The sequence below is a fragment of the Saccharibacillus sp. CPCC 101409 genome (assembly GCF_030518235.1).
GTDB lineage: Bacteria > Bacillota > Bacilli > Paenibacillales > Paenibacillaceae > Saccharibacillus.
Map to the genome: position 1 here is coordinate 311732 of NZ_JAULSA010000006.1, position 25473 is coordinate 337204.

The 25473-nt window shown below is 56.4% G+C and carries 25 protein-coding genes and 1 CRISPR repeat array; of the genes, 23 read left to right on the forward strand and 2 right to left on the reverse strand.

The window, feature by feature from the left end; translation table 11 throughout:
• Positions 1 to 8: 8 nt before the first annotated feature.
• From cmr1 to QWJ34_RS15705, 13 genes are all read left to right on the forward strand, one after another.
• Entirely contained in the window at positions 9 to 1334 is a 1326-nt protein-coding gene (gene cmr1 / locus QWJ34_RS15645) for a type III-B CRISPR module RAMP protein Cmr1 (protein WP_302729194.1), read from the forward strand.
• Complete coding sequence (cas10, locus tag QWJ34_RS15650; protein ID WP_302729196.1) at positions 1304 to 3256, forward strand: type III-B CRISPR-associated protein Cas10/Cmr2; 1953 nt, start codon at positions 1304 to 1306, stop codon at positions 3254 to 3256. Before cmr1 ends, cas10 begins: the two co-directional genes overlap by 31 nt.
• Positions 3225 to 4484 carry a type III-B CRISPR module-associated protein Cmr3 gene (gene cmr3 / locus QWJ34_RS15655; RefSeq protein WP_302729198.1) on the forward strand — a complete coding sequence of 420 codons (1260 nt, stop codon included), beginning with the start codon at positions 3225 to 3227 and terminating at the stop codon, positions 4482 to 4484. Before cas10 ends, cmr3 begins: the two co-directional genes overlap by 32 nt.
• A gap of 28 nt (positions 4485 to 4512) precedes the next feature.
• Positions 4513 to 5448, forward strand: a complete 936-nt coding sequence (gene cmr4 / locus QWJ34_RS15660; RefSeq protein ID WP_302729200.1) for a type III-B CRISPR module RAMP protein Cmr4 — start codon at positions 4513 to 4515, stop codon at positions 5446 to 5448.
• The gene (gene cmr5, locus QWJ34_RS15665) at positions 5448 to 5861 is read left to right on the forward strand and encodes a type III-B CRISPR module-associated protein Cmr5 (RefSeq protein WP_302729202.1); all 414 of its coding nucleotides are present in this window, start codon (positions 5448 to 5450) and stop codon (positions 5859 to 5861) included. The genes cmr4 and cmr5 overlap by 1 nt, the downstream gene beginning before the upstream one ends.
• On the forward strand, positions 5858 to 6664 hold the full coding sequence (gene cmr6 / locus QWJ34_RS15670) for a type III-B CRISPR module RAMP protein Cmr6 (protein WP_302729203.1): 807 nt from the start codon (positions 5858 to 5860) through the stop codon (positions 6662 to 6664). Before cmr5 ends, cmr6 begins: the two co-directional genes overlap by 4 nt.
• Positions 6651 to 7007 (forward strand): helix-turn-helix domain-containing protein, encoded by a 357-nt coding sequence (locus QWJ34_RS15675; RefSeq protein WP_302729204.1) that lies wholly within the window; start codon positions 6651 to 6653, stop codon positions 7005 to 7007. Before cmr6 ends, QWJ34_RS15675 begins: the two co-directional genes overlap by 14 nt.
• A gap of 229 nt (positions 7008 to 7236) precedes the next feature.
• Positions 7237 to 8601: a DNA-binding protein gene (locus tag QWJ34_RS15680; protein WP_302729206.1), complete on the forward strand. Its 1365-nt coding sequence runs from the start codon at positions 7237 to 7239 to the stop codon at positions 8599 to 8601.
• Positions 8598 to 8768, forward strand: coding sequence for a hypothetical protein (locus QWJ34_RS15685; RefSeq protein ID WP_302729208.1), 171 nt, complete (start codon positions 8598 to 8600; stop codon positions 8766 to 8768). Before QWJ34_RS15680 ends, QWJ34_RS15685 begins: the two co-directional genes overlap by 4 nt.
• A 101-nt stretch (positions 8769 to 8869) precedes the next feature.
• Positions 8870 to 10229: direct repeats of the CRISPR family, unit length 32 nt; unit sequence GTTTCAATCCACGCACCCGCACGGGGTGCGAC.
• Positions 10230 to 10580: 351 nt separating this feature from the next.
• On the forward strand, positions 10581 to 10889 hold the full coding sequence (locus QWJ34_RS15690) for a hypothetical protein (protein WP_302729210.1): 309 nt from the start codon (positions 10581 to 10583) through the stop codon (positions 10887 to 10889).
• A gap of 81 nt (positions 10890 to 10970) precedes the next feature.
• Entirely contained in the window at positions 10971 to 12002 is a 1032-nt protein-coding gene (locus tag QWJ34_RS15695; protein WP_302729212.1) for a leucine-rich repeat domain-containing protein, read from the forward strand.
• A 16-nt stretch (positions 12003 to 12018) separates the two neighbouring features.
• Complete coding sequence (locus QWJ34_RS15700) at positions 12019 to 13065, forward strand: arsenic resistance protein (protein ID WP_302729213.1); 1047 nt, start codon at positions 12019 to 12021, stop codon at positions 13063 to 13065.
• A 107-nt stretch (positions 13066 to 13172) separates the two neighbouring features.
• The gene (locus tag QWJ34_RS15705) at positions 13173 to 13490 is read left to right on the forward strand and encodes a hypothetical protein (protein ID WP_302729214.1); all 318 of its coding nucleotides are present in this window, start codon (positions 13173 to 13175) and stop codon (positions 13488 to 13490) included.
• Positions 13491 to 13863: 373 nt separating this feature from the next.
• Here the strand turns inward: QWJ34_RS15705 and QWJ34_RS15710 are convergent, their stop codons facing one another.
• On the reverse strand, positions 13864 to 14193 hold the full coding sequence (locus QWJ34_RS15710; protein ID WP_302729285.1) for an MGMT family protein: 330 nt from the start codon (positions 14191 to 14193) through the stop codon (positions 13864 to 13866).
• A 299-nt stretch (positions 14194 to 14492) separates the two neighbouring features.
• Positions 14493 to 14852 carry a bacillithiol system redox-active protein YtxJ gene (ytxJ, locus tag QWJ34_RS15715; RefSeq protein ID WP_302729215.1) on the reverse strand — a complete coding sequence of 120 codons (360 nt, stop codon included), beginning with the start codon at positions 14850 to 14852 and terminating at the stop codon, positions 14493 to 14495.
• A 121-nt stretch (positions 14853 to 14973) separates the two neighbouring features.
• Between ytxJ and QWJ34_RS15720 the strand changes: the two genes are divergently transcribed.
• The 10 genes from QWJ34_RS15720 to QWJ34_RS15765 all read left to right on the forward strand — a co-directional run bounded on the left by QWJ34_RS15720 (position 14974) and on the right by QWJ34_RS15765 (position 25471).
• Complete coding sequence (locus tag QWJ34_RS15720; RefSeq protein ID WP_302729216.1) at positions 14974 to 15858, forward strand: S-layer homology domain-containing protein; 885 nt, start codon at positions 14974 to 14976, stop codon at positions 15856 to 15858.
• 312 nt (positions 15859 to 16170) lie between these two features.
• Positions 16171 to 17328, forward strand: coding sequence for a YhgE/Pip domain-containing protein (locus QWJ34_RS15725; protein ID WP_302729217.1), 1158 nt, complete (start codon positions 16171 to 16173; stop codon positions 17326 to 17328).
• Positions 17329 to 17438: 110 nt separating this feature from the next.
• Entirely contained in the window at positions 17439 to 18089 is a 651-nt protein-coding gene (locus QWJ34_RS15730) for a TetR/AcrR family transcriptional regulator (RefSeq protein WP_302729218.1), read from the forward strand.
• A 135-nt stretch (positions 18090 to 18224) separates the two neighbouring features.
• Complete coding sequence (locus QWJ34_RS15735) at positions 18225 to 18884, forward strand: hypothetical protein (RefSeq protein ID WP_302729219.1); 660 nt, start codon at positions 18225 to 18227, stop codon at positions 18882 to 18884.
• A gap of 68 nt (positions 18885 to 18952) precedes the next feature.
• Positions 18953 to 19555: a restriction endonuclease gene (locus QWJ34_RS15740; protein WP_302729220.1), complete on the forward strand. Its 603-nt coding sequence runs from the start codon at positions 18953 to 18955 to the stop codon at positions 19553 to 19555.
• 1016 nt (positions 19556 to 20571) lie between these two features.
• Complete coding sequence (locus QWJ34_RS15745; RefSeq protein WP_302729221.1) at positions 20572 to 21843, forward strand: ABC transporter ATP-binding protein; 1272 nt, start codon at positions 20572 to 20574, stop codon at positions 21841 to 21843.
• The gene (locus tag QWJ34_RS15750) at positions 21840 to 22553 is read left to right on the forward strand and encodes an ABC transporter permease subunit (RefSeq protein WP_302729223.1); all 714 of its coding nucleotides are present in this window, start codon (positions 21840 to 21842) and stop codon (positions 22551 to 22553) included. Before QWJ34_RS15745 ends, QWJ34_RS15750 begins: the two co-directional genes overlap by 4 nt.
• Positions 22554 to 22557: 4 nt before the next feature.
• The gene (locus QWJ34_RS15755; protein ID WP_302729224.1) at positions 22558 to 23961 is read left to right on the forward strand and encodes a GldG family protein; all 1404 of its coding nucleotides are present in this window, start codon (positions 22558 to 22560) and stop codon (positions 23959 to 23961) included.
• Entirely contained in the window at positions 23958 to 24896 is a 939-nt protein-coding gene (locus tag QWJ34_RS15760) for a DUF4340 domain-containing protein (RefSeq protein WP_302729225.1), read from the forward strand. Before QWJ34_RS15755 ends, QWJ34_RS15760 begins: the two co-directional genes overlap by 4 nt.
• Positions 24897 to 25120: 224 nt before the next feature.
• A complete protein-coding gene (locus tag QWJ34_RS15765; protein WP_302729226.1) occupies positions 25121 to 25471 on the forward strand; it encodes an ArsR/SmtB family transcription factor in 351 nt (116 codons plus the stop codon).
• Positions 25472 to 25473: the final 2 nt, after the last annotated feature.

The following is a 25473-nucleotide window of genomic DNA, read 5'->3' on the forward strand; positions in this document are numbered from 1 at the left end:
GGGATGAAATGAGAACGTTAAGCAAGCCGAATCCAGATATGTTAAAAAGTCTGGAAGTCGATCATGCAGCAGTGGAAAAGTATCCGATCACACTCGTCACTCCCATGTTCGGTGGCGGAGCGAAAGCGGGGGAAGTAGATGGCGAGACGCCTATTCGTGCAAGCGCAATTCGAGGGCAGCTGCGGTTTTGGTGGCGTGCGACTCGCGGAGCCAAATTTGATACTACATATGAATTAAGAAAAAGAGAAACCGAAATTTTTGGAGATACAGAGCGGCCGAGCCCAGTGAAAGTATGGGTAAGCGGCGAGAAGGTGAATTTAAAGCGAAGAATGTCCTTTCCCAAGTATGCATTGTATTCTGCTGGCGACGAGATGGAAAAGGCCAAGAAACAGGCGGAATATACTGTAGGCTATACTTTTGAACTTCATATCGAATACAAGGATGCAAGTTTAAAATCGGAAATCGAAGCGGCGCTATGGGCATGGATCAATTTTGGAGGAATCGGTTCTCGAACGCGCAGAGGCTGCGGCAGTTTGTATTGTCCTGATTTTTCACCACAAAAAGCAGAGGTTGTCGCCAATCGTTTTCCAAACTGGTTTGACCGAAAAGTAAAAGATTACGATCTGAAGCTGCTTCCTGCCGGCGAAAGTCGAGAATGGCCTACATTAAGCAATCGATTTAAAGTACGTTCGCAGCAAGGACAGGTCAAGCAAAATTGGGATGAAGCCATTGAAGCTTACCGAGTATTCCGCAGACGTGCAAATGACGGCAAACAGCCAAACCGGCCGGGGAGAAGCCACTGGCCGGAAGCGGATTCGATCCGTACCATTACTCGGATGAAGCATCCTAAGCATCACAAACGATACCCGCACAATAAGCCTGCCAATTTGATTGCTTTTCCGCGAGCGGAATTTGGCCTGCCTATCATCTTTGAATTCAAACAGAAATTTGATGAGGATAAAAACATACCCATTGCTGAACTGAGAAAAAGACAATGGTTCGAGAAAGAACCGTATAAAACTCAACTGCTGCCAGCCGGTAAAGATCGTTTGGCTTCGCCTGTTATTCTGAAACCGCTTGCTTACGGTCGGCAGGATGCTATTGGACTTATTATTCTTTTGAACCAGCCGCCTTTGAAAAAACTTGAATTGCAGCGGGTAGGACGTACCGATAAGTGGTCATATGGCGAAAAGGAAATTCATCCAAAAATTCATTATGACAACAATCCAATGGTAGATCGAAACGGGACTCTCCGTAATTCCGCCATAGAAGCATTCCTAAACAGCGAGGAGGTTGAACGATTTTGTCAGAGCACAAACCTCAACAAACGCTAATCCTTTTCTCCATTGGCCCCGTACAAGAATTCATCGCCCAGGCGCGGCGCACTCGCGACCTGTGGTTCGGTTCGCACCTGCTGTCGGAGCTGGCGAAGGCGGGGGCAGAAGCGCTTCGCGAGGCGGGCGGAGACCTTATATATCCCGTACTGTCAGATTCCCGTCACGCGGCCGAGAATGCTCAGGGCGCTGCCGATTCCCCGATTCTAGGCGCGCCCAACAAAATCCTCGGCATCATCGAAACGGACAACCCGCGCGATACGGCCTGGAAGGTTCGCCGTGCGATCACGGGGAAATGGCGGGAATTCGCTGATCGGGCTTTGCTTGAAGTTGAAGAATTCGTCAATCTCGGAACATGGGACCGCCAGATCGGCGATCTGATCGAGTGCTACGCGGCCTGGACGAAGCTGGGCAGCTGGCAGGACAAATCCTATAACCATCAAACGGCATACAGCCGAGCGCTGGCGCATGTCGAGGAACTGCTGGCCGCCCGCAAAACGCTGCGCGACTTTATTTACAACGATCCGGGCCGCCTGTTTGGAGAAGAAAAGTCATCCCTGGACGGCGGCCGCGAATCGGTCTGGCTGGATCGGGTGAAGCACAAGGAACGCCTGACTCGGCTGGGAGTAAAGACGGGCGAAGCGCTCGATGCTGTTTCCGTCGTCAAGCGTCTTTCGCTCAAAGCGCAGAACCCAGCCGGCGCGCTCAAGCAGGGAGCGTTCCGCTCCGTATGCGAGACGGCGTTTTTCCCGTATGAAGATCGGCTCAAGCACGATGAAGCCATGCAAAAATCCGTTAATCGATACCTGAATAAAACAGCGGAAATTTTGGGTATTTCGGGCGGAGCGTCCGCGCTCATGGACCGGGAAGGCGGCTGCGATGCCCGGTTGTTCTATGCGCGCCGGATCGAGGACTATCTGGAAGAACACGATAAAGTCTGGGATTTCAGCAAAATCGAATCGATCTCCAAACTGCAAACAAAGATCGTATGCGAATTGGAGAAGCTGTACGGCCTGCGCAAAAGCGAGGAACCGATCGACACGGTTGCGCAGCCTTCTCCCTATTACGCTTTTCTTGTTGCGGACGGCGATCGTATGGGCAGACTTCTGCGCAAGATCGACAATGCTGATATGCACCGGAAATTTTCCGAAGCGCTATCCGAATTCTCCAAGCAGGCAGCCGGAATTTTGAAACAAAACGGTCGCCGGGGAACGCTGGTGTACGGAGGCGGCGACGATGTGATGGCTTATCTGCCCGTGCATCAATGTATCTCCGCGGCCCGGGAGTTGTATGAGGCCTTTGGCGAGAAGATGCAGGGGATCGCGGATCGACTCGCCGCAGCATCGGGCGAATCCGCCGAAAAGGTCACGCTCTCGGTCGGCATTGCGATTGTACATATGCTGGAACCGCTCGAAGAAGTGCGTCAGCTGGCGCAGGCGGCGGAGCGGCAGGCCAAAGAGACGCGAGGCGCACTGGCGGTGCATGTGCATAAGCGGGGCGGCGGCGATCTGCTGCGGGTGGCGCTGCCGTTTATGACCGAGACGAACAGTCCCGTCAAACGGATGCAGTACATTCATGATTGGCTGAAAGCCGAAGATTTCTCAGCCGGGTTCGCTTACGAGCTGCGCGATCTATACCGGACGTACCGGAATCTGCAAGCTTCGTCTTCCTGGCTGCAAAGCGAGAAGGAACTGGAGGACTTGCTTTGGAGCGAAATAAAGAGGCTTGCGCGCAAAAAGAAACCGGAGCATAAATCGGCGAAGGAAGCGGAGGGCTGGGCGAATAAGCTGCATGAGCAATTTCCGTTGACCCCGCAGCCGTTAGAGCAATTGCAGCGGATGGCGGAGCAGTTTATTTTGGCAATTCAGCTGGAGGAGGTAGGAACGGTCTATGAAGAAGCGTCTGCAAGCCTCACCCCTTGACCCTATTCTGGTGCGGGACGGCAGGCCGTTCGATGCGGTGCCTGGTATTCGCGCGCATACGCTGAGCGATGTCATGCCGAGTACGTTTGCGGGAAGTCTTCGTACGCTGCTGATCAAAAAAGAACCGGATGCCGGCCGTCACGACGCGATCAAGAAATTGAAAGTCCGCGGTCCGCTGTATCGGCTGCATGGGAGTCTGTATTTCACAGCGCCGCAGGACATCGAATTTTATGAAAAAGACGGGGAAAGCGGAAGTAAGTCTTCTATTGAAGCTCATCGCATCAATCCGGTAAATCGCGAGAGCGGGGATTACGGCGAGTCCGGATTCTGGGGCATAGGCAAGGAAGGTCGGCTGGAAGATAAGTTGTGGCTGCCTCTCGGCGCGGGAACGCATAAACGGCTGAAATCTTCGCCCGCTTACGTATCGGAGGATTGGATGCTGGAGTGGCTGACCGAACAGGTGGATGAAAAAAAGAGTGCAAAGCAGGTGGAGGGTTGGTCGGGGGCCGGGACAGACGCGAATAAGCCGTCGCTTTTCCTGCATCCGTTTGTACGTGAAGAACGCACGCATACCGCGATCGATCCGGAGCGTTACACAGCAAAGGACCAGCGGCTTTTTTCTACCGAATCGCTGGTGTTTCCGGACGGCATGACACTGGAAGCGGAAGTGGAAGGACCGGATACGCTGCGGCGGAATTTGAACGACTTCTCGGAGCTGCACACGCTTGGCGGCAAGCGCAGGCTGGTTCATTTTGGCGAAACGGAAGCAGGCGGGGCAGGCTCTGTCAAAGAGCATGGGTCAACGTCGTTTTGGGATTGTCCGTCATCGATCTCCGAAGCGCTGCAAGGTAAACGTTATGTCCGCATGGTGCTGGCGACGCCCGCTTTTTTCCGTAAAGGCTGGATTCCCGGTTGGCTGGACGAGCAGCTGGTTTCCAAAGAAAGTTTGAGCGAGAAAGTTAAACTCCAGCTGCGCTGGGCGTGTATTCCGCGCTGGCAGCCTGTATCCGGTTGGGCCTACAGCGGCGAGAAAGGTCCGCAGGCCCGGGCCGTGCGGCGAATGGCGCCGGCGGGCAGCGTGTATTTTTTTGAAGTCGTAAGCGGCGATCCCGCCGAACTGGCGCGGGACAAGTGGCTGCAATCCGTCTCCGACCTGAACCGGCGCGCGGAGGCGCACGATGCCGAAGACGGATTCGGTCTCGCGCTGTGGGGAAGCTGGACGGTCTAGCATTTTACATAAAAAGGAGCCAAACGAGATGACGCAAACAAGCCGTTTATACTGGCTGCACGGATTGTCGCCGCTGCATGTGGGCGCGGGAGAAGGCGTAGGGGCGATCGATCTGCCGATCATGCGCGAGAAAGCGACGCAGTGGCCGATGATCCCGGGCAGCAGCATCAAGGGCGTGCAGCGGGATTACTACCTGACGCGGACCGAAGATGAAAAGTGGATTAATCGGGCGTTCGGCACGGGCGGCGATCAGGATGCGAATGCCGGCGCGCTCGTGATGACGGACAGCCGGATTCTGGCGTTCCCGGTCGGCAGCCGCTATGGGACGTTTGCCTACGTAACCTGCCCGCTGGTGTTGAAGCGTATGCGGCGCGACGTAAAGTCGGCGGGACTTGAAGCGGCTATTCCACTTTTGGAGCAGCTGGATATTTTTGACCGGCAGCTTGTCGAAGGTACTGTGCAAGCTTGGGTAGCGAAAGGATCGGTCCTGGGGAATCTGAAGGGTGAAGCAACGGAAGCGACGGGCCAAGTATATCTGGACGAGTTTGAAGGGACGGCGCGGGTACAGGAGAACTTTACGGCTTGGGCGGCGGCTGTGGGCAAGCAGCTTTTTGAGAAAAATACAGAAGAGCGGGAAATCTGGCAGCAGCGCATCATACTCGTGTCGGACGATACGTTCCAGTATTTTGTCACGATGTGCTGCGAGATCGAGCCGCGGATTCGTATTAACGAGGAAACCAAGACGGTGAAAAAGGGAGCGCTCTGGTACGAAGAATATGTCCCGACCGAAGCTGTTTTTTACGGGATGATCTGGTGCGATCAGGTAAGTAAACGCTTTGCGGATGCGGAACGGGATGAAATGCTGGGTACGCTTGCCAAAGAAAGCATTCTGCAGATCGGCGGTAACGCAAGCGTCGGCAAAGGCCGGATGCGCTGCTTGATTCCGAAAGGAGGGAAAGCGTAATGCAATCGGCACAGCAGCGTCATGCGGAAGCGGCCTATAAAGGGATTAATGAAGCTCGCGCTCAAGCCAAGTCGCAGGGCCAGGCGTTCGAAGCGGCGTACGGACAGCTTTGCCATCGATTCCCTTCGCTCGTGATGACGAATGGGCTGAGGCTTGCTTTTGCTTTTTTTAAGGCTAAAGGCGAGTCGAGCAATACGGCTGCGGCGCAGGCCTACCGTTTGTATTTGAAGAATATGGGGGAAGCCGTTAAGCAGGACTGGCAGAATGCAAAGAATATTTCAGCCGAAAGCGCCGATTATTTGGCTCTTTCCCGGGAGGTGCTGAGTGCTTCGGTCTGGTTTAAACGATATGCCGAAGCGATTCTGAATGTGGAACAGGGAACGGATGAGCTTGCTTTGGAGGAGATTCAATGAACGCTTATCTGACGCTGAACAGAAGCAAATGGAAAGTAAACGGCTTGTCTTTGACCGATGTGATTGGCGACGGCAAGAACAAGCAGCCTTTTTACGAAAACGTCATTCAGGCTTATAAAAATAGTTTCGACAAGGAACGTCAGGCCGAGTATGAGTACTGCTTTGATCGATATTATCGGGAGACGAACTTTTCGGAAAAAGCACAGCTCTCTTTCCGGGTACGTTCGGTATCTCCGCTTGCGGTCGGGCACGGCGGCGGGGGAGTGCTGGAGACGGGTTTGGCGCTGCACCGGATCTACGGCGTTCCTTATCTGCCCGCAACCGCGTTAAAAGGACTGGCGGTTCATTATGCGCACAGCATAGCGGGAGCGGAAGAATCGTTGTCGGCGCTCAGGCAGGGAGGAAGCGACGCCGAAGTGCTGTTCGGATCGCAGGCCGCGGCCGGCTTTATTCGATTTCACGATGCGCTGATTATACCGGACAAGGCCGGAGATGCGCTGAAACTGGACGTGTTGACGCCGCATCACCAGGACTATAACGGGATTGTGATTGCGGAAGGAAACGAGCGCAACGAACATCCGGCGCCGAGAGACGACGACTCGTCGGTTCCGATTCCTTTTTTGACGGCCGGAGGAGAGTTTCTTATCGTGCTTACCTGCGAAGGAGAAGAAGAATCGGCAGCCCAGTGGCTGGAGATTGCGAAAGAGATCCTGCTTCAAGCGTTGGAACGGGAAGGGATTGGGGCGAAAACGAATGCGGGGTATGGGAGAATGGAGGAGAGTGAACGGAATGAGTCAGCATAATTCCGATTTTCCGATTTCGGAAGTTACCGGCCGGCCACATAGTAAACCTGGACAGGAATTCGTCAAGTTGGTTGAGGAGTCCCGAGCAGATCGTGAACTTTGCGACTATCTGGACAGCTTCTCCGTTTTCGTTGCTAATCTGGTGCTTGTGCATCGTCAAAAATCCGGTCTGACACAAGCCGAACTGGCTGACAAAGCTGACATTACACAGGAAAGCATCTCCCAAATCGAATCGGGCTTCGGCGGAGCGAAGCTGGAGGCGATCGATAAAGTATTTAGGGTGCTTGGAGTTAAGCTGGCAAATTCCAAGCAGGATGAGATTACGGTGGAGATGCTGAACTAGACGGCTGAATAGTAGATAATGAAGTGCCTCTTTTCCTTCGACCATGGTTGGAGCGGGAAGAGGCATTTTGTATTTAAGGCCTTCATTCGACTAGTGCGCCATATTGTAAAGTTTCGAATTGACCACTGGTTTTAAATAATGTATATTGTTAATTAATTGAAATAAAAGGATTAAATTATACACATTATAAATAAGTGCTTTGAACCGAGAAATATAAAGAGGTGCTTAAATGGAAACGACGATCACGCTTCGATCCGAGATTGAAGCGGGCATCACAAAACTCGGGATGAATTTTTCTGCTTTTTCCAAACATTCCGGAGTGAACCGGGGGATTTTTAGCGCAATACTGAATGGTCATCCACCGAAGCCCATTTCACTGAATCAATTTGAGCTCATTATTCGTGCGCTTGATTGTCCGGAGGATTGGCACTTTGATCTATACATAGAAGAATGTTTTTATGAGGGAAAGCCGAATCGTCGCCGAGTTGAACCTTTTCTGATTCGTTGTGCCGAATTAGGACGTGTTGATTGTATTGAAGAAATACTTAATCGACTTCTTGAGGACCTTAAACACCTTGAAATGATCTTTGAAATTGCCGAAACTTTACACTCTATCGGAAAAGTGCAAGAGTCCATTATTTTTTATGAGTGTGTAGCGCTGAATGAAAAGTATCAACATTCTGAGAAGTTGGCGATTAGTCGTTATCGTCTTTTTTGTGCGGCAGCTGGGGCAGACGCTGAAAAATCTTTGCGGGCAGCGATCGAATTTGAGCCTTATTGCGAACGGCTTCCGACGCATCATCGCTTAGATGGATTGATGCGACTCATTAACGTCTATCTGTCACTCGACAAGAAAGTTGAAGCCGAGCGGCATTCGCGTGAACTTTTTAATTTTTCTCAGCTTGTGTACCGGCAAATGGAGAAAGCATTAGCTAAAGGAACAGCGGAAACTTGGGAAGGGCGGTATCCTTTCGTCGTTTATTATGGGTATGGATTCTTGTCGATGCAAAATGTCATGTTTTTTCATCGTGATTATAGTAAAGCGAAAGAATACATATCCGGTTATGCGGACTTGAGTAATTTTCCTGGTCTAGACGCGGAAGGGCAAAAAGAAGTTGCCAAATTCAGCTTTTTTGCAAGAGAGAATCGATTGAATCTTGAACTACTGGCTGGAAACAAGGGCGTGCTAGAAGAATGCGAAGATTTTATTGATCAGAACCCAATAGAGCTGCTTGTCGTGCTTACCTTTGTGCTGGGATCGGCTAATCGTTACGGTTATTCTATGGATCTTCTCCTCTCTAAATTTTTACCTCAGATTGAAATTTACGACTACGAGAATTCTTACTACAATCAAGCCAATAGCTTTAACTTCTACATTGAGATTTGCTATGAATCCGCTCTTTATTTTCTTCATCGAAAAGAATATGAGCAGGCTCTAGAATATCTATTGCGCGGCTTAAAAAGGATAGTTAAGATAAAAGATAAGGACGCATTTATAAAATTTGTTCCTGTTTTTGAAAAGTATAAAAAATGGTCTTCTTCTGTACAACAAATGTGCTATGAAGAGGTCATAGGAGGATTATCGGAAGTATGAAAAAAGTTCTCGCCAATTCTATCATGGCTTTTGTTTTGTTAATGACTTTTAACGGTGTCTCTAGTCATCTTCCAAAAACGTTCGTTACACCTTCAGATATTGTTGATCCTAACTACTGCATATTAACGACAAATGGTACTGGCGGCGGCGGCAGTGGTACTTGGTGATCTTATATATTTGCAGAAGTGGAAAAAAGACGCCATAACGGTGTCTTTTTTTGTTTTGGGGTAAATATCAGGCGATTTACGGTATTTGTTCGAAAATATCCTTTTCAATCCATGCATCCGTATGGGGTGCGACCACTTAGGGATGTGTTTAATATAAGGGTTTTGGTTTCAATCCACGCACCCGCACGGGGTGCGACCGGCTTGACGCGCTTGATTAACGATCGTAGGGATGTTTCAATCCACGCACCCGCACGGGGTGCGACCGGCTTGACGCGCTTGATTAACGATCGTAGGGATGTTTCAATCCACGCACCCGCACGGGGTGCGACCGGCTTGACGCGCTTGATTAACGATCGTAGGGATGTTTCAATCCACGCACCCGCACGGGGTGCGACGAGGTCCCGCTGCACGTGTTCGGGAAGCGAACTGTTTCAATCCACGCACCCGCACGGGGTGCGACCGATATTGAGAGGAAGGGTGTGCAAAAATGGATGTTTCAATCCACGCACCCGCACGGGGTGCGACTTCTCCTTTTTTGCGCACGAAAAAAGCCGCTCCGGTTTCAATCCACGCACCCGCACGGGGTGCGACCTGGCGACAAAGCGGACGACGACCTTCCACAACCGGTTTCAATCCACGCACCCGCACGGGGTGCGACGCGCATTCGTTCCAAATATAGCCTTCGATGTGCGTTTCAATCCACGCACCCGCACGGGGTGCGACTCGGCCTCGGCATCGAAAAACACCATCCTTTTCGGTTTCAATCCACGCACCCGCACGGGGTGCGACCGTGAGCGCTCAAAACTGGTAACTGCAAAATCAAAAGTTTCAATCCACGCACCCGCACGGGGTGCGACGGCATCCTGTTTTTTCTTCTTTGCAATATACGTCGTTTCAATCCACGCACCCGCACGGGGTGCGACTTGCGGCATATCCTCCTTGTCATTGTCGCCCTCGGCGTTTCAATCCACGCACCCGCACGGGGTGCGACGCTGCATCCTTACGAGGAGCTGGACCACGTGACCGGGTTTCAATCCACGCACCCGCACGGGGTGCGACGCGTATCCCCATAAAATACTAAACTATCGGTATCCGTTTCAATCCACGCACCCGCACGGGGTGCGACAAATTTTTGCCACCGTGGAAACACGATTGCAACGGGTTTCAATCCACGCACCCGCACGGGGTGCGACACGACTTTAATGTGCTTAGTGACTGCATGGTAGTTTCAATCCACGCACCCGCACGGGGTGCGACGCGGCTGATCAGCGCTGTTTATTCGGTGCCAGGTGTTGTTTCAATCCACGCACCCGCACGGGGTGCGACCCATCCAAAGATTGTTCCGGCAGCTCGTGCGTCATTGTTTCAATCCACGCACCCGCACGGGGTGCGACAAAAATATCGGTTACCCGAACGTTCGAACTCTGATGTTTCAATCCACGCACCCGCACGGGGTGCGACTGTCCCCACTCCCAGCCCTTGACCCGCAAGGCTTTTTCGACTCAAAAGTGCGAACCTCAAAATCAGCGTATTTCAAACTGGACAAAAATACAAGTAAAACTGGACAAATCCTTGCGGGACGCGGGGTGCGAACCTCCCGGGGATTTCATGGGAGCTTCAGGTTCGCACTTTTTTCAACACGGCAATCGTATAACTTCTCCAGTACCGGCGGCGGAGTTTGCACGGATCGGTCGGGCAGTATTTCGCTTGGTTGGTCACGAGAGGGCGGCGTATAGTAAGATGAATCATAGCCGAACGCAGGAGAATCAAGAAAAAGTCCCTATCCGATGTCCGATCCGAAAGGAGCCTGATATGCTCATCTACAACGACCCGTCGGGCAAAGCCTACCGCAGGCTGATCGATTACATGATCGAGCGCGCCGATACGTTTTGGCTTAAAGGTCCGCGTATTAAGCGTGTGCCGCAGCCGGATGATGCGCCGATTCCCGAATGGCCGCTGCTGCCCGGAAACGGCCGTTCTGCTCAAGACCACCGTTACCCATCTGTTCGGCTGGAATCATCCCAAACTGCCCGAAGACCTCGCCTTTTTTTCAAAGGAAGGTCAGTGTTTGATGAGCGCGGTTTCGCACGAAGATATCGCTTATATGTCCGCGACGCATGAGGAAAGCAGGCGTATACGCAGACGTCGAGCGACTCGTTTCCGGTGTGGTAGCAAAGTTTTTTTGCATAAAGGAGAAACCGCATGCAAATCTACAACAACCCGTCCGGGGAAGCTTACTACCGCCTGATCGATTACGCGATGGAGAAGTGCGAGACGTTTTCGCTGAAGGATACGCGGACGCCGGGCGGCGAGGAGTACGATATTCCGCCGATGATGCCGCTGCGAATTGCCGAGGAGTTGAAGCCGTATCTGGTCGGGGAAAAATGGAGCGGAGTCGGTTACAGCAGAGCCGGCGGAGGTTATTTTCCTTACGACCAGCCGGTTTATATCTGGAAATGCTGCCCCGAAGCCGCCGTTATTCTGAAGAAATACACGGACAATTTGCTGGGCTGGATCGGAAAAGGGATGCCTGAGGACCTGTGTTTTCAAAATGCGGAAGGCGGCGACTGGCTCCGGACGGTGACGCACGAAGAGGACAAGGAGCTGCGCGTGACGGCGGAGGAAGCAGAACTGCTGCGGGAAACGCTCCGGGGCGTGATGCTGGGCGATTACCGCGACCCTTTGGCGCCGGACGAAACGTTCGAACTGGCGCGGTATCACGCTTCCGACCGGCTGAATCTGTCGGGAACGGGCACGGCGGGACTGCTGCATCGCCTGCACGAAATTCCTTCGCTGCGCACACTTGAGCTGTTCGACGCCGCGATCACGGAGCTGCCGGACAGCCTGTTCGATCTGCCGCTGCTGGAAGAGCTGAACGTTTACACGCGTGATCTGCACGGGATTCCGGCCGCGGTCGGCCGGGCGAAAACGCTCCAAAAACTCAGCGTCTCCAACGGCAGTCACCTCGATCCGAACGCCGGTCCCGATTGGAAACCGCCTGCGAAAGAAGAACTGACGATGAAGATCCTTCCGCCCGAGATCGGGCAGCTTGAGAATCTGCTCGTGCTCGATATTAATTACAGCGGCTTGACCGGACTGCCGGACGAGCTGGGGAATTTGCACAGGCTGCAATATCTGACGATATCCAACCATCTGATCGACGGGAAACCGGCGGTGCTGCGGAAGCTGCGGCATGCGCGGAACGTGACTTTTCGGCGGGACGGTTTTTTCTGAAAGGCGGGTGACGGACATGGAAAAAAGGGATTGGCTGGAGCGCCGCCAGATCGCCGTTTATGCGGCCGCGCTTGCGATCGGCATTGCGGCCGGGCTGCTCGGCGGCGGTTTCGGACGGAGCATGGGCGCGCTGATCTCTCCGCTGCTCGCGGTGCTGCTGTACGGGATGTTTACGATGGTCCCGTTTCTGAAGCTGCGGCAGTCGCTGGCGAACGGGCGTTTTATCGCGGCGCTGGTGATCGCCAACTTCATCGTCGCGCCGCTTGTCGTATGGGGGCTGCTTGCGCTGTTTCCGCAGCCGGCGGCGGTGACGATCGGGGTGTGCCTGGTGCTGCTGACGCCGTGCATCGATTACGTGATTGTGTTTACCGGGCTTGGAAAAGGCGACGAAAAAGCGATCCTGGCCGCGACGCCGGTGCTGTTTGTCGTGCAGATGGCGCTGCTGCCGCTGTATCTGACGTTATTCGCCGGGCCGGAAGCGGCCGGTTTGATGAGGATCGGGCCGTTCATCGAAGCGTTTATGACGCTGATCGTGCTGCCGCTCGCGGCGGCGCTGCTGACGCAGTTCTGGGCGAGAGGAGGGACCGGAACGGTTGAACAGGAAGCGGAGCAGGGAGCGGAGCCTGGAGCAGAGAGCGGCGGACGCGCGCCTCTCGGCGTCCGGGTGCTGGACGCCGCGGCGTGGATACCGGTGCCGTTTATGGCGCTGGTGCTGATTGCGGTCACGGCTTCGCAGATCGGGCGGATCGCGGCCGATCTCGGCGCGGTTCTGCGCGTGCTGCCGGTCTACGCGCTGTTTCTGCTGCTGATGCCGCCGCTCGCCCGGCTGACCGGGCGGCTGCTGAAGCTGGACGCGGGTTCGGGCCGCGCGCTGATCTTCAGCGCGTTTACCCGCAATTCGCTCGTCGTGCTGCCGCTGGCGCTGTCGCTGCCAGGCGAAGCGGCGGGGATCGCGGCGGCGGTCATCGTCACGCAGACGATGACCGAATTAGTCGGCGAGCTGGTGTATGTGCGCGCCGTGCCGCGCTGGTTGTGGAAGGAGAAGAAGCGACCTGCGGCTTGAACGCCGCCGGCGCGCGTCGGCGCGACGAGGAAAGAAGGAATCGAGCAGGGGAACGGAGCAGGTGCCGGATGGCATGAGGACGGCAGCTGAACGAAGGGAGCGGAACTATGCGATTGCGAACAGAGCTTGAACCGCGTTCCGGCGGGGCCGCGGCGCGGATCGAAGACATAACGCGCGACGAGTTGATCGAGATCGTGCGCCGCATTCAGGAACCGGAACGGGCGGTAGCAGCCGGGCCGGAAGAAGCGGAAACGCCGGCTGAACAACCCGACGCAGGCGAGCTTCGGGATTTCTACCTGGAACTGCTTCAGGCCAATGTAACCATGCCGGGCGTATCGGACTTGATCTTCCGGGACGATCTGGACGCCGAGGAGGTTGTGGATCGGGCGCTCGCTTATCGGCCGATTATTCTGCCGCCAGGCTGAGCAGAAGCAGCAGTGCGCTCCGCAATCCTGCTATTTATAGCTACGCTGCTTTTTAGGCAGCGTAGCGCGCACATTGGAGCGGAATATTCGGCTGCGTTGACTTTTTGTCAACGTAGAAGCCGATTTTCGCTCTTTTTTGCCGCTTTCGCCTCTGTACGTTGCATAAAAAGCAATCTAGCTTCGAGAGCAGCCAATTTTACGCTTCCTCATTGCTTTTTCGTCAATGTAGCTTCGGTCGCCGAGGCAGCCGCAAACGAAAAGCGGGTGTGGACTTCCTACACCCGCTACACCATCAAGCCCGTCCGTACCGGCAGGCATATCGCCGCTGCTTCTATTCAATTGCGGCGATCTACCGCCGCGCCTCAACTCCGCCTCACCCCTGCACTTCCCGCTCCGCATCCGGCTCGTGCCGATAGCGTCCCAAGTCGATCCGGCCGCTCAGGCCGAATTCGACGCCTTCGGCTTCCAGCCGATCGCGCTGCTCGCTGCCGCCGCCGTTCTCGTCCAGCGCGATCTCGCCGCGGATATTGACGACCCGCTGCCACGGCAGGCCGTATTTGCCGCTCAGCGTATGCAGGATGCGCACGACCTGCCGCGCGCCGCGCGGACTGCCGGCCGCCGCAGCCACCTGGCCGTAGCTCATCACCCGGCCTTCGGGGATGGCGCGGATCACCTCGATCACGCTCCGGGTAAACGGAGCCAGATCGCTCCATTCTTTTTCCGCCGCCGCTCCGGCATCTGTCATGCCCGCCGCTCCGGCGCCTGCCGTTCCCGCGATCGTTTCCGCCGCCCGCTCGGTCCCTGCGGCTTCTTCCGCCGCTTCCGCTATCGCGCCGGAATTCACCGCCGTCGTCTCCCGCTTCGCGCCTGAACCTGCGGCTTCTTCCGCCGCTTCCAGCTCTTTCAACAGCTCCCGATCGAATTCTTCCCTCAGCTTTTCAATCTCCCGCTTGTTCCTGCCGTCCCGGGTTTCGCTGCTGCTTCCAACCTTCCTGACATCCTTCATTCCTTCGCAATCCTTTCGTTGACCTGCTGCTCGATCCGCTCGTACGTTACGTCCCAGTGGGAAGCGTTCCACAGCGCCTCGCCGCCTCGAATCAGCAGGATCTGAGGCGACTCGTGCTTGATGCCGAGATTATCCGCGATCAGATTCGATACCGGGCGGGACTCGATCACTTTGACCAGCACGCAGACGATCGGGCGTTTCGGTTTGCGGGTGTAAACGCTGAATTCTTTGAACGCCGCTCCGCTGATCGGGCAGGACGTGCTGTGCTTGAGCAGCAGCACCGGCTGTTCGTCCGAGCCTTCCAGCAGCTGCGTCCATTCCGAAGCCGAAGTGATTTCGCGGTAATTGGGTTTCATCGGTGCACGCTCCTTTCGGATGATAAAGCTTCTGTTCTTATTATACCCGTTTTGTCCGGCGGAGCGTGTTATGATAGAACCATACATGTACAATCGGACAACCAGCGGGAGGGGGATCACCATGTTAATCAAAATGCGCAGCGTCATTCTGGCCGCCGCCGCGGCCGGACTGCTGCTGACGAACGCCGCGCCGGTCCGGGCGTTCTCCGATCTGACCGACGCCAAGCAGGCGGAAATCGTGCAGTCGCTCCAGGACAAAGGATTGATCCAGGGCGTGACCACCAACAAATTTGCGCCGAACAACAAACTGACGAACGCGCAGGCTGTGCAACTGATTGTGAACGCGATCGATCTGGATTCGGTCAAAAAGAAAAACAACGCGCCGGCCTGGTACGCTTCCGTGCCCGCCAACGCCTGGTACGCTTCAACGCTGAAGACCGCGCTGGAGCGGGGCGTTACGATCGACGGAGACTGGAACGCGGGCGGCAATCCGACGCGCGAACAGTTCGCCAAGCTGCTGTACCTCGGTCTGCTGCAAAAAGGCAACTACGCCAAAGTGACCAAATACGCGACGATCGCCGATGCCAAGCAGATCGCTTCCAAGAACCGGATGGCGATCGAGTACCTGCTGCTGACCAAGATCGCTTCACTGGACAAGAACAAAAAGTTCCGTCCGACGGCCGCGATCACGCGCATCGAAGCGGCGGAAATGATCTACGGCGCCGAACGCATGGTCAACAAAAGCTACGCTTCTTCCGGTAAAGGAACCGTGACCTACAAAGTCGAAAACGTCGATCCCAAGTACAACAAAGTCACGCTGACCCGCTCCAATCTGCCGGGAACCGGCTACGGGCTCAAGATCAACAAAGTGGAATTCGTGTCCGATACGGACGCGGTCATTACGTATACCCTGACCTCGCCCGCCGCATCCGGCACTTCCTACCCGGCGAGCGACTATATTTTCGTGCCGGTCGTTTATGATATTACGGTGAAAGAAAACGGTTGAGCGGTTATCAAACAGAGTCGGCCGGCACGATGCGGTGAGCGAGCAGTTGTTTGTCGCGGTGTCCGGCGAAGGTTGGGTCGGCGGCGATCGCGGTCGAAGAAGGGAAGCTTGAAAGACACTATTGAATCGATTGAAAAAGGGTCCGCGCCGCGGGCTCTTTTTCATTTGTCTTTAATGCGTAAACAACCTGAAAATAAAGCTTGACGATTTGCTGAAACAGCGGATATACTTCAAAAGTAAGATTTAAAACAAATGTTTTAAACGTGGGTTTAAGTAACTCCGCGAATGCGGATTCGGGAAAAGGAGAACGAAATGAGTCAAGTGTTTAAAGCGTTTCTGAAGCTGCCTACGACGCGCGTGGGCATTATTACCGCCGTGCTGTTCCAGCTGATTTTTACCGTGGTCTGGATGACCGGTTATCAGGGGATTACGGACCGGATCGACCGGCTGAACGTCGCGATCGTCAACGAGGACGAAGTCATGGGCGCCGCGATCGTGAAGAATTTGCAGGAGAATCTGCCCGTCGGCGTGCAGACCGGCATGAGCCTGGCCGAAGCGCAGGATATGCTGCAAAGCCGCGATGTGCAGATGATCGTCGAGATTCCGGCGGACTTCACGTCCGCGGCGCAGTCGCAGGAACCGGCGAAGATCAACTATTTGATCAATGAATCCAATCCGGTCACGATCAAGAACATGATGACCTCGATCGCCGACAATATCACCGCAACCGTGAATAAACAGGCGGTGACCAACGGCCTCGCGGGCATTCTGTCCTCGCAGGCGAAGCTGCCGGAAGGCCAGGCGCAGAGCGCCGCCGCGGTCGTGTCGCAGCGTGTCGTTTCGAACGTGGAGTCCGTCAATACCGTGCAGGGCATGAACAACCAGATGGTGCCGATGATGATGGTGCTGGCTTCCTATGTCGGCGCGATGATCATGGGGCAGAACTTCCAGATCTCGTCGAAAGCGCTCGGCGCGAGGTTTGGACGCTGGCCGCGCATGGCGGTCCGGCTGATCGTCACGGCGGCTTCGTCGGTGATCGTGTCGCTGGTCGGCACGTCGCTCGTCGCGGCGTTCGGCGGACAGATGGCGCACGGCTTCCTGGCGCTGTGGGGCTTCCAGGCCCTGTTCCTGCTAACCTTCATGTTTGTGGCCCAGATGTTCCTGTTCGTCTTCGATATGGGCGGCATGCTGTTCAATATCGTGGTGCTGTCCGTACAGCTCGTTTCGTCCGGCGCGATGATGCCGCGAGAACTGCTGCCCGACTTCTATCACTCGCTCGGGGTAATCTTCCCGGCGACGTACGCGGTCGAAGGGCTGATGAACACGCTGTTCGGGGGCCCGGGCATCGGCGCCGACGCGGCCGGCCTGCTGATTATTCTCGTCGTTTCGCTGGCTTTGATCGTCGTCTCGACCGCGCTGCGCCGGGACAAAGCTCCGGTTCCTCCCGTTGTGGCGGCGGCCGAAGCTTGATGGTATGATGGACGTATAAGCCATAGGATCGGACAGCATCGGCAATAGCAAACGAGGAAAGGCCGCCGCGGATGCGGCGGCCTTTTGTCATCAAGCGGAAGGTGGGGGCGATGGTCAGGGAAGAGGAACATGTCAAGACGAGAATTCTGTACGCGGCCAAAAAGCTGATCGCGCAAAAAGGCTTCGAAGCGACGACGGTAAGGGAAATCTGCCGCGAAGCGGACGCGAACTTGTCGCTGGTATCTTACTATTACGGCGGTAAAGAACATGTATTCGAAGCGCTGCTGGACGCGTTTATCCCGATGGGCGAGATTATCGATCGGCTGCGCGCGCTGAAATTGGAACCGGTTGCGGGCGTTTGTTCGCTTACGCGGGAGATCGTGCGTTTTCGGGCGGCCGATCCGGAGATTTCGCAGATCATCCATCAGGAGATGACCCGGCGGACGCCGCGGACCGGCATGATGCAGCAGCGTAAGCTGCTGATCTGGCGGTTGATGCGGGAGTATATGGAAGAAGGCGGCCGGCAGAACTTGTTCCGGTTTCGCTCGCTCGACGCGGTATGCGTGTACGTAGCGGGCAGTATTCTGTTCGGCGGCTTCGGCACGAGTTTTGAGCCGGTGCTGGAAAGCGAACCGCCGGATGTCGAGACGCAGGTGAGCGATGTGCTGTGTTATATCCTCGGCGGCCTGGGTTACGGCGGAGAACCGGAGTTTACGCCGGAAAGAATCTGGCCGGCGCACGAACCGGGAGCACGGAGCTGAACGCAAGCCGCGACCGGCGAGGGCTTTTGCAATCCGCAAATCGTGATACAATCGGGAGAGCAAGCAGCGGTAAACATAAACGGCCGGTCGGCGGGACATACGACGATGCGGCCGGTCGAAAAGGAGCGAGAACGCTTGGGAATTAAAGGAGAACGCGAAGAAATCCGGCTGCCTTCCCACTGGGGGGAAGCCGTGCATACGCTGCACGGAAACGGATCGGATACGCTGGTCGTGCTGCTGCCGGGGCAAAATTATTCCTGCGCGCGGCCGGTGCTGCATATTGCGCGCCGGGCGGCGCTGGAAGCCGGACTGGATGTGCTGGAGATCGAATACGGGTACTTCGGAGCGCACCGGGCTTTGGAGCGCGATCAGGTTCCGGTCGTCATGCGCGAATCCGCCGAGGCGGTGCAGAAGGTACAGAGCGGCTACAAGCGGATCGTGCTGGTCGGCAAAAGTCTGGGCAGTATCGCGGTGGGCGAAGTGTCCGCTGCTCTGGAGCGTTCACGCGGATTGGACGAACTGCGGCATCTGTACCTGACGCCGATCTCGCTGACGCTGCCGCATATCGAGCGAACGGGCGGAACCGTCGTGTACGGAACCGAAGATCCCGCGTTCGGCCCGGATGAAACGTCGCGGCTGGCGGATATATCCGGCGTGTCCGACGTCCGGACGGTAAGAGTGGAAGGCGCGAATCACGGATTGGAAACGGCCGACCTGCCCGGCTCGATCGACATACTCAAGCGATTGGCCGAGGTGTACACGGACTTTCTCGAAGAAGCCGCCGGGCGTGACTGAACACGATCGTTCGCGCCGCCCGCATCGGCAGGTCCGCCGGAGAATCGATAAGGAGTGAACGAAACCTCATGAATCTGCCGCAGGAAAGCTTCGGCTGGCTGGGCGGCGGCGCGCTGCCGTGGATTGCGCTCGGAGCGGCTTTGCTGCTGATTCTGGTCGCGCTGCGGCTGGCGGCGCTGCGCCGCCGGCGTATCCGCCGCCAGCTCGATCCCAAGCGCATCACCCTCAAAGACATCGACGGCATGCTGGACGGATCGGACTTCGAGCGGTATCTGCACCGGCTGTTCACCGAACTCGGCTATGAGGATGTGTACAAAACGAATACGAGCGGCGACTTCGGAGCCGATCTGGTATTCGAAGACCGCTACGGCGCGCGCACGGTGCTCCAGGCCAAACGCTATTCGGTAAGCAATCCGGTCGGGCTGTCGGCGGTGCAGGAAGTATACGGGTCGATGCGGGTGTACGGCGCGCAGCGCGCGATCGTGCTGACGTCCGGCCGCTACACCGGCGCCTGCCGCAAGCTCGCCGCTTACAACGGCGTGACCCTGCTCGACCGCGACGATCTCGAAGAGATGATCGCGGCGTTCAAAGCGCGGCGCCCGGAAGAAGCGATGGAGCTGATCGAGAGCGAGCCGGAAGAAGCCCCGCGCGTGCTGGAGCCGAAAAGTTAAGCGGACCCGAAACGAAGGCGAGCCGAGCGTCCCCGTGAAGAAAAGTTTATAAATCCCTGCCGGTGACTTGTCTCAAATAAACGATCGGTTTCGCCCGTCTGAGAATTTGTATCTGACCCGTGTACAAATTCTCAGACGGATTCGCACCCAAACCGCGTGAGAATCGGCCGAAGGAAATCCTGCGTATGTGCATCATTTTTCAAAGAAATCACGCGAAATGAACCGATTGTTGCGTACGTGCATCATTTTCGCCCCGATACCGGCCCGAAGCCGTTTTTCGTACGTAAATGATGCACTCCTGCAATATTTTGCGTGAAATCGGCTTTGAATGCTCAGAATGATGCATCCCTGCAACATTCCGCGCGAACTCGACGCCTGATCCCCCAAAATGATCTCTTTTGCGCAGTCTTGCAAGCTTACGCGAACCCAAACCGGGCACAAAACCTAACAGCCTCAGCAGCAGAAGCCGCCGATCCCCGATCGGAGCCGGCTTCTTTTTGTTGCAAGCTTAATCCGCCCGCGTCCGCTCTGACACGATTTAGACACAATTTTTTAAGCAAGTCCTAAACTCCACTTAATCCGCCTTTATGTTTTCCGGCCTATATTTAGGGCGTATCTTAAAACTTACTGAAGTGCATCTTTACCTGCCTTTTCGCCCTCTAATGAATCGTACCTAAAGCGTGTACGCTTCATTCAACGAATGAACCGTACTTAAAGCGTGTACGCTTCATTCAACGGCCGCGTCACTTTCCCTTGACGTGCCCCGGCACGCCTTCGGAAAAGTTCCTTGCACAGTCGCTTGTCTCACTCCTATAGTAGGCTTTCGTTCGTTTGAATGGCACACGGCTTAGGTGCGATTCAAACGGGCGAAACCGAACATCGATTTGAGACAAGTCGCGGAGAACGAAAATTCAGTCAAATCTGCTTCCTTCGAAGTTTTAAGACACGCCTTAGAACAGTTTTGAGGTTCGTCAAGCGGACCGGAGCTACATAGAAGACGGAAAGGATGAAGTGGAGTGCTCGAAGTAAAGCAGGTGAGCAAAAGATACGACGGCGGGCGCGGCGTGCAGAATATCGATTTTTCGATGCAGCGCGGGGAGATCGTCGGGTTTCTCGGGCCGAATGGCGCGGGCAAGACGACCACGATGCGCATGATTACCGGTTATCTGTACCCGACGGAAGGAACGATCACGGTCGACGGGTTGTCGGTGCACGACGAAGCGCGCAGGGCGCGGGCCAAGATCGGGTATCTGCCGGAAACGCCGCCTTTGTACCCGGATTTGACGGTGGAGGCGTATTTGAAGTTTGTCGCGAAGCTGCGCGGCGTGCCGGCGAGGGAGCAGAAGCTGCGCATCGCGGAAATGGTGTCGAGGCTCGGCTTGAACGGGCGCGAGAAGCAGTCGGTGCGGCATTTGTCCAAAGGCTACAAGCAGCGGCTGGGATTGGCGCAGGCGATTATCCATCAGCCGGATCTGCTTGTGCTCGACGAGCCGACATCCGGCCTCGACCCGAGCCAGATTATCGAGATCCGCAGCCTGATCCGCGAGCTGGGCGAGAACCATACGGTGCTGCTGAGCACGCATATCCTGCAGGAAGTCGGCGCGCTGTGCGACCGGGTGCTGATTATCAACCGCGGCGAGCTGGTGATGGACGGAGCGCCGGACGAGATCGGGAAAAGGATGGAAAGCCGCTTCGCGGTCTCGCTCGAAGTGCGCGGCGAACGCCGGCGCGTCGAGAGAGTGCTGGGCGATTGGGCGAGCGCGCGCGGCATCTCCGCCGAGATCCACCGGGATGCCGAAGGGCGCGAAGCGGAGCCGGTGGAAGCCGGTCGCGTTTTGCCGCAGGATGATAACGTTTCCGCGGCGCTTGAACCCGAGCTTGAACAAAGCGTGCCCGAACAAACGGCGCCTGACGAAACCTCGTCCGTACCGCGGCCGGTACAAGCTGAGCAGCCGGTTCAATCCGCAAGCGTCGTTCCCGCGAATTCCGCCGTTCCCGCCGACCCTGCGTCTTCCGCAGACGGCAGCGTCCGCGCTCTGCTGACGGCGGACGGCCATGAAGACTTCCGCGTCGAGCTGTTCCGCCTGTTGGCCGAAGCCGATCTGCCGATCCTGGAGCTGCACAAAGAAAATCTGACGCTGGAAGATGTATTCCTCAAGCTGACGGCGGACAACGCCGGGTCGTCCCCGGTCGAATCCGAAGCCGAAACCGCCGCGGAAGACTTTTCCGTCGAAGCCGTTTCCCCCGAATCGCCGGACCAAACCGATGACGGAGGTGAGCGGCGATGAACCGGATTCTCGCGATCTGCGGCAAAGAGCTGCGGCTGTACTTTTTGACCCCGACTTCGTACTTCGCCTTCGCGATCTATGTGCTGATGTCCAGCTTTATGTTCTATGTGGACTTCGTGACGTACCAGCCGAGCGTGATCGATTACCGGCTGATCCTGGGCGATATGCTGTTTATGCTGCTCATCGTCGTACCGATCCTGACCATGAGGCTGGTATCGGAAGAATTCCGCCAGGGCACGGACGAGCTGCTGCTGACTTCTCCCGCGAGCGTGACGGAAGTCGTGCTCGGCAAGTACCTGGCTTCGCTCGGCGTGTTGCTGATGCTGCTGCTCTGCAACCTCGTGTACCCGGCGATCATGTCTCTGTTCGGCACGCTGGATATGCTGACGCTCTGGCTGTCCGTGCTCGCCGTGTTCCTGATGGGCGCGGCGATGATGGCGATCGGGCTGTTCGCTTCCTCGCTGTCGCAGCACCAGATGGTATCGGCGGTGGCCGGATTCGTGCTGCTGCTCATGTTCTGGCTGACGGGCACGCTGGTATCGCAGAACGAGTCGCTGGCGCAGTGGATCGGACCTTTTTCGCTGCCGGACCGCATCTCGAACCTGACCAAAGGCGTGATTAACGGGCCGGACGTGATCTTCTACGTAACGCTTGCGCTGCTGTTCGTCGTGCTCAGCATCCAGGTGATCGAACGGAAACGGTGGAGGTAGACCGATGAACAAGAAAACGAAGAAAGTCCTGCACCACACGAACACGCTGATCGTCGCCGTCGCTTCGATCGGAATCTTCGTGCTGCTGACGCTGTTTCTGAACAAGGCCTCCGGCTTCCAGCTCGACCTGACCGCGAACAAGCAGTATACGCTGTCGGACCAGACGAACACCGTGCTGGGCAAGCTGCCGGATAAGGTCAAGATGGAGGTGTTTACGAATCAGGATACGGACGGGGAACTGGTGACGCGCGAAGTGACCGACCTGACCGGCGAATATGCGAAAAAAAGCGGCAGGCTCGATGTGCACACCTATAGTCTCGTGCAGCAGCCCGAACTTGCGCGCCAGTACAATCTGTCTTCGAGCTCGGTCGTGCTGACCTACGGCGAGAAAACGCAAACGATCACTTTTCAGGATATGTTCGGTTCGGGCGACAGCAGCTCGTATACGTTCCTGGGCGAATCGAAGCTGACGGGCGCGTTGAACGCGCTGATTTCGACCGAAACCCGCAAAGCCTACGTCGTGGTCGGCCACGGCGAATTCGACCTGACCAAGATGACCCAGCTGACCGCCGGGCTCAAAGCCGACAATACCGAAGCCGAAGAGCTTCAGCTGTATCAAACGGGCAAGATTCCGGATGACGCCGACCTGCTGATGATCGTGGCGCCGGAGACGGACCTGAGCGACAAAGAACTCAAGCTGATCGAGACGTATCTGGACGGCAAAGGCAAACTGTTCCTGTCGCTGGGCTTCAACCCGGAGATGAAAAAAGAATGGAAAAATATCGATGCGCTTATGGCAAAATACGGCGTAACCGACGAGCATGCGATTGCGGTGGACAAAACGAACACGCAGCTGTACGATCCGCTGACGGTCGTGCCGAGTTACGAATCGCATGCGATCACGCAGAAACTGCGCGACAGCAAAGTCTACCCGATGACTTATCTGTCCGTCGCGCTGAGCGCGGCCGCGGAAGCGCCGGAAGGCCTGACCGTTTCGCCGCTGCTGAGCACGTCGGCCGAAAGCTACGGGGAAACGGATCTGGCCGGGCTGCTGCAATCGACCAGCGAATACGCCGAAGGGACCGACCTGAGCGGCCCGCTTTATCTCGGCTACGCGGCGGACGATGCGGACGGCAAACCCAAAGCGGTGCTGCTCGGCACATCGTACTTCCTGACCGACGACCAGATCGGCGAGCAGGGCAATAAAGACTTCGCGCTCAACAGCATTAACTACCTGAGCGGCAACGCAAACGACCTGACGATCCGGGCGCGCGAGCAGCAGCAGTACGAAACGGCGTACCTGACCGCTCCGCAGGCCCGTTATATCCTGATCGGCTCGATGGTCGTATTCCCGCTGCTGTTTGTACTGGCGGGCGTGCTGCTCTGGTGGAGACGAAGACGCGTATGAGAAAATACATCCCGACGCTGATCCTGCTGCTGATATTCCTCGGTGGTCTCGGCTACGCGTTTTCGCAGAACTTTTTCCGCGAAGAAGAAGCGCAGGCCGTCAAGCTGGCCGATCTCGATACCTCGAAGATCGCCGGCATCCGGGTCGCCAACGGCGACCTGACCTACCGGCTCGTCAAAAACGAAGAAGGCTGGGCGTTCACCGAGCCGGACAAGTACCCGGTCAACTCGTATGCCGTCGATTCCCTGCTGAGCGCGCTGTCCGCGGCGGAGCAGGGAGGCGTGATCGAAGAAGCGCCGGAAGACGCTTCGCAGTACGGTCTCGACGCGTCCAAGAAAGGCGTCACGCTGACCGAAACAGACGGCGCGGTCGTTACGCTCGCGATCGGCGGCGCGCTGCCGACCGGCACGGCCGATTACGCCCGTATAAACGACGGCTCCGTGATCCGGCTCGATTCGAACACGGCGTCTTCGCTGCTGCCGAGCATCACGGAACTGGTCGACACGTCGCCTTTTTCCTGGGACGACGCGAACCTGAAAGAGCTGACGTACACACGCGGCCCGGCCGGCTGGACGCTGGCGAATACGGCGTCGGACGCGACTTCCCCGGCCTGGACGCTGGACGGCAAGCCGATCGAGGACGCGCAGGCGACGACCGTATCCGGTTCGCTGAAATATATCGTCAGCGACCGGCTGCCGGTGAAAGCGTCGACGCTGTCGAAAGCCGCGGACGACTTCACGCTGAAGCTCGTCACGACCGAGAACGGCAAACAAACGACGCAGACGTACACCGGCAAAAAAGACCCCGATGTCGATACGCTTGTGTGGGTGATTCCGCAGGATAGCGGCTGGGCGTTCGCCGTGAAGCCGGAAGATTTGAAGTCGGCGGAAACGCCGGTCCAAGCTTCGGATACGGAAGACGCGGGCGGAGAATAAGCAAAGATTGCGGAACCCGAACAAAGGCCCGCCGACTTCACGGAGAAGCCGGCGGGCCTTTTTGCCGATGAAAGGGAATCCGCGGGAAACAGGCTGCCGCGGCTCCGGCATTCCCGTCCCGGCAACCGTCTCGACTTTCTTTCCCGATGTAGTCCCGCCGCCGCGGTCATGCTATCCTGTAAGCACTCGGCGGTTTAAACCGTTCGACCGAAGGGAGGCGGGTCATGGTAGACCTGAACGGCGGAGCGGAATTGTCGCAGGCGTTCAAGCGCAATCAGAAGCTGCTGAACGCGATCGGGGACGAAACGCGGCAGGCGATTATTATCACTTTGATGCGGTTCTCGCGGACGCCCGGCATGCGGGTCGGCGAGATTACCGAGCGCACGAACCTGTCCCGGCCGGCCGTGTCGCATCACCTGAGGATTCTCAAAGAAGCGCAGATCGTGAACGTCCATAAACGCGGCACCATGAACTTTTATTATCTGGATTCCATCGACAAGCTTAAACAGCTCAAAGCTCTGACCGAACTGCTGATGCAGTGCGAAACCCAACAACAAGCGGAAAGCGGGGATTGACG

Coding starts and splice junctions, on each gene's coding strand:
- cmr1 (WP_302729194.1), top strand. CDS start 9: ATGAGAACGTTAAGCAAGCCGAATCCAGATATGTTAAAAAGTCTGGAA.
- cmr3 (WP_302729198.1), top strand. CDS start 3,225: ATGAAGAAGCGTCTGCAAGCCTCACCCCTTGACCCTATTCTGGTGCGG.
- cmr4 (WP_302729200.1), top strand. CDS start 4,513: ATGACGCAAACAAGCCGTTTATACTGGCTGCACGGATTGTCGCCGCTG.
- cmr5 (WP_302729202.1), top strand. CDS start 5,448: ATGCAATCGGCACAGCAGCGTCATGCGGAAGCGGCCTATAAAGGGATT.
- cmr6 (WP_302729203.1), top strand. CDS start 5,858: ATGAACGCTTATCTGACGCTGAACAGAAGCAAATGGAAAGTAAACGGC.
- QWJ34_RS15675 (WP_302729204.1), top strand. CDS start 6,651: ATGAGTCAGCATAATTCCGATTTTCCGATTTCGGAAGTTACCGGCCGG.
- QWJ34_RS15680 (WP_302729206.1), top strand. CDS start 7,237: ATGGAAACGACGATCACGCTTCGATCCGAGATTGAAGCGGGCATCACA.
- QWJ34_RS15685 (WP_302729208.1), top strand. CDS start 8,598: ATGAAAAAAGTTCTCGCCAATTCTATCATGGCTTTTGTTTTGTTAATG.
- QWJ34_RS15690 (WP_302729210.1), top strand. CDS start 10,581: ATGCTCATCTACAACGACCCGTCGGGCAAAGCCTACCGCAGGCTGATC.
- QWJ34_RS15695 (WP_302729212.1), top strand. CDS start 10,971: ATGCAAATCTACAACAACCCGTCCGGGGAAGCTTACTACCGCCTGATC.
- QWJ34_RS15700 (WP_302729213.1), top strand. CDS start 12,019: ATGGAAAAAAGGGATTGGCTGGAGCGCCGCCAGATCGCCGTTTATGCG.
- QWJ34_RS15705 (WP_302729214.1), top strand. CDS start 13,173: ATGCGATTGCGAACAGAGCTTGAACCGCGTTCCGGCGGGGCCGCGGCG.
- ytxJ (WP_302729215.1), bottom strand. CDS start 14,852: ATGAAACCCAATTACCGCGAAATCACTTCGGCTTCGGAATGGACGCAG.
- QWJ34_RS15720 (WP_302729216.1), top strand. CDS start 14,974: ATGTTAATCAAAATGCGCAGCGTCATTCTGGCCGCCGCCGCGGCCGGA.
- QWJ34_RS15725 (WP_302729217.1), top strand. CDS start 16,171: ATGAGTCAAGTGTTTAAAGCGTTTCTGAAGCTGCCTACGACGCGCGTG.
- QWJ34_RS15730 (WP_302729218.1), top strand. CDS start 17,439: ATGGTCAGGGAAGAGGAACATGTCAAGACGAGAATTCTGTACGCGGCC.
- QWJ34_RS15740 (WP_302729220.1), top strand. CDS start 18,953: ATGAATCTGCCGCAGGAAAGCTTCGGCTGGCTGGGCGGCGGCGCGCTG.
- QWJ34_RS15750 (WP_302729223.1), top strand. CDS start 21,840: ATGAACCGGATTCTCGCGATCTGCGGCAAAGAGCTGCGGCTGTACTTT.
- QWJ34_RS15755 (WP_302729224.1), top strand. CDS start 22,558: ATGAACAAGAAAACGAAGAAAGTCCTGCACCACACGAACACGCTGATC.
- QWJ34_RS15760 (WP_302729225.1), top strand. CDS start 23,958: ATGAGAAAATACATCCCGACGCTGATCCTGCTGCTGATATTCCTCGGT.
- QWJ34_RS15765 (WP_302729226.1), top strand. CDS start 25,121: ATGGTAGACCTGAACGGCGGAGCGGAATTGTCGCAGGCGTTCAAGCGC.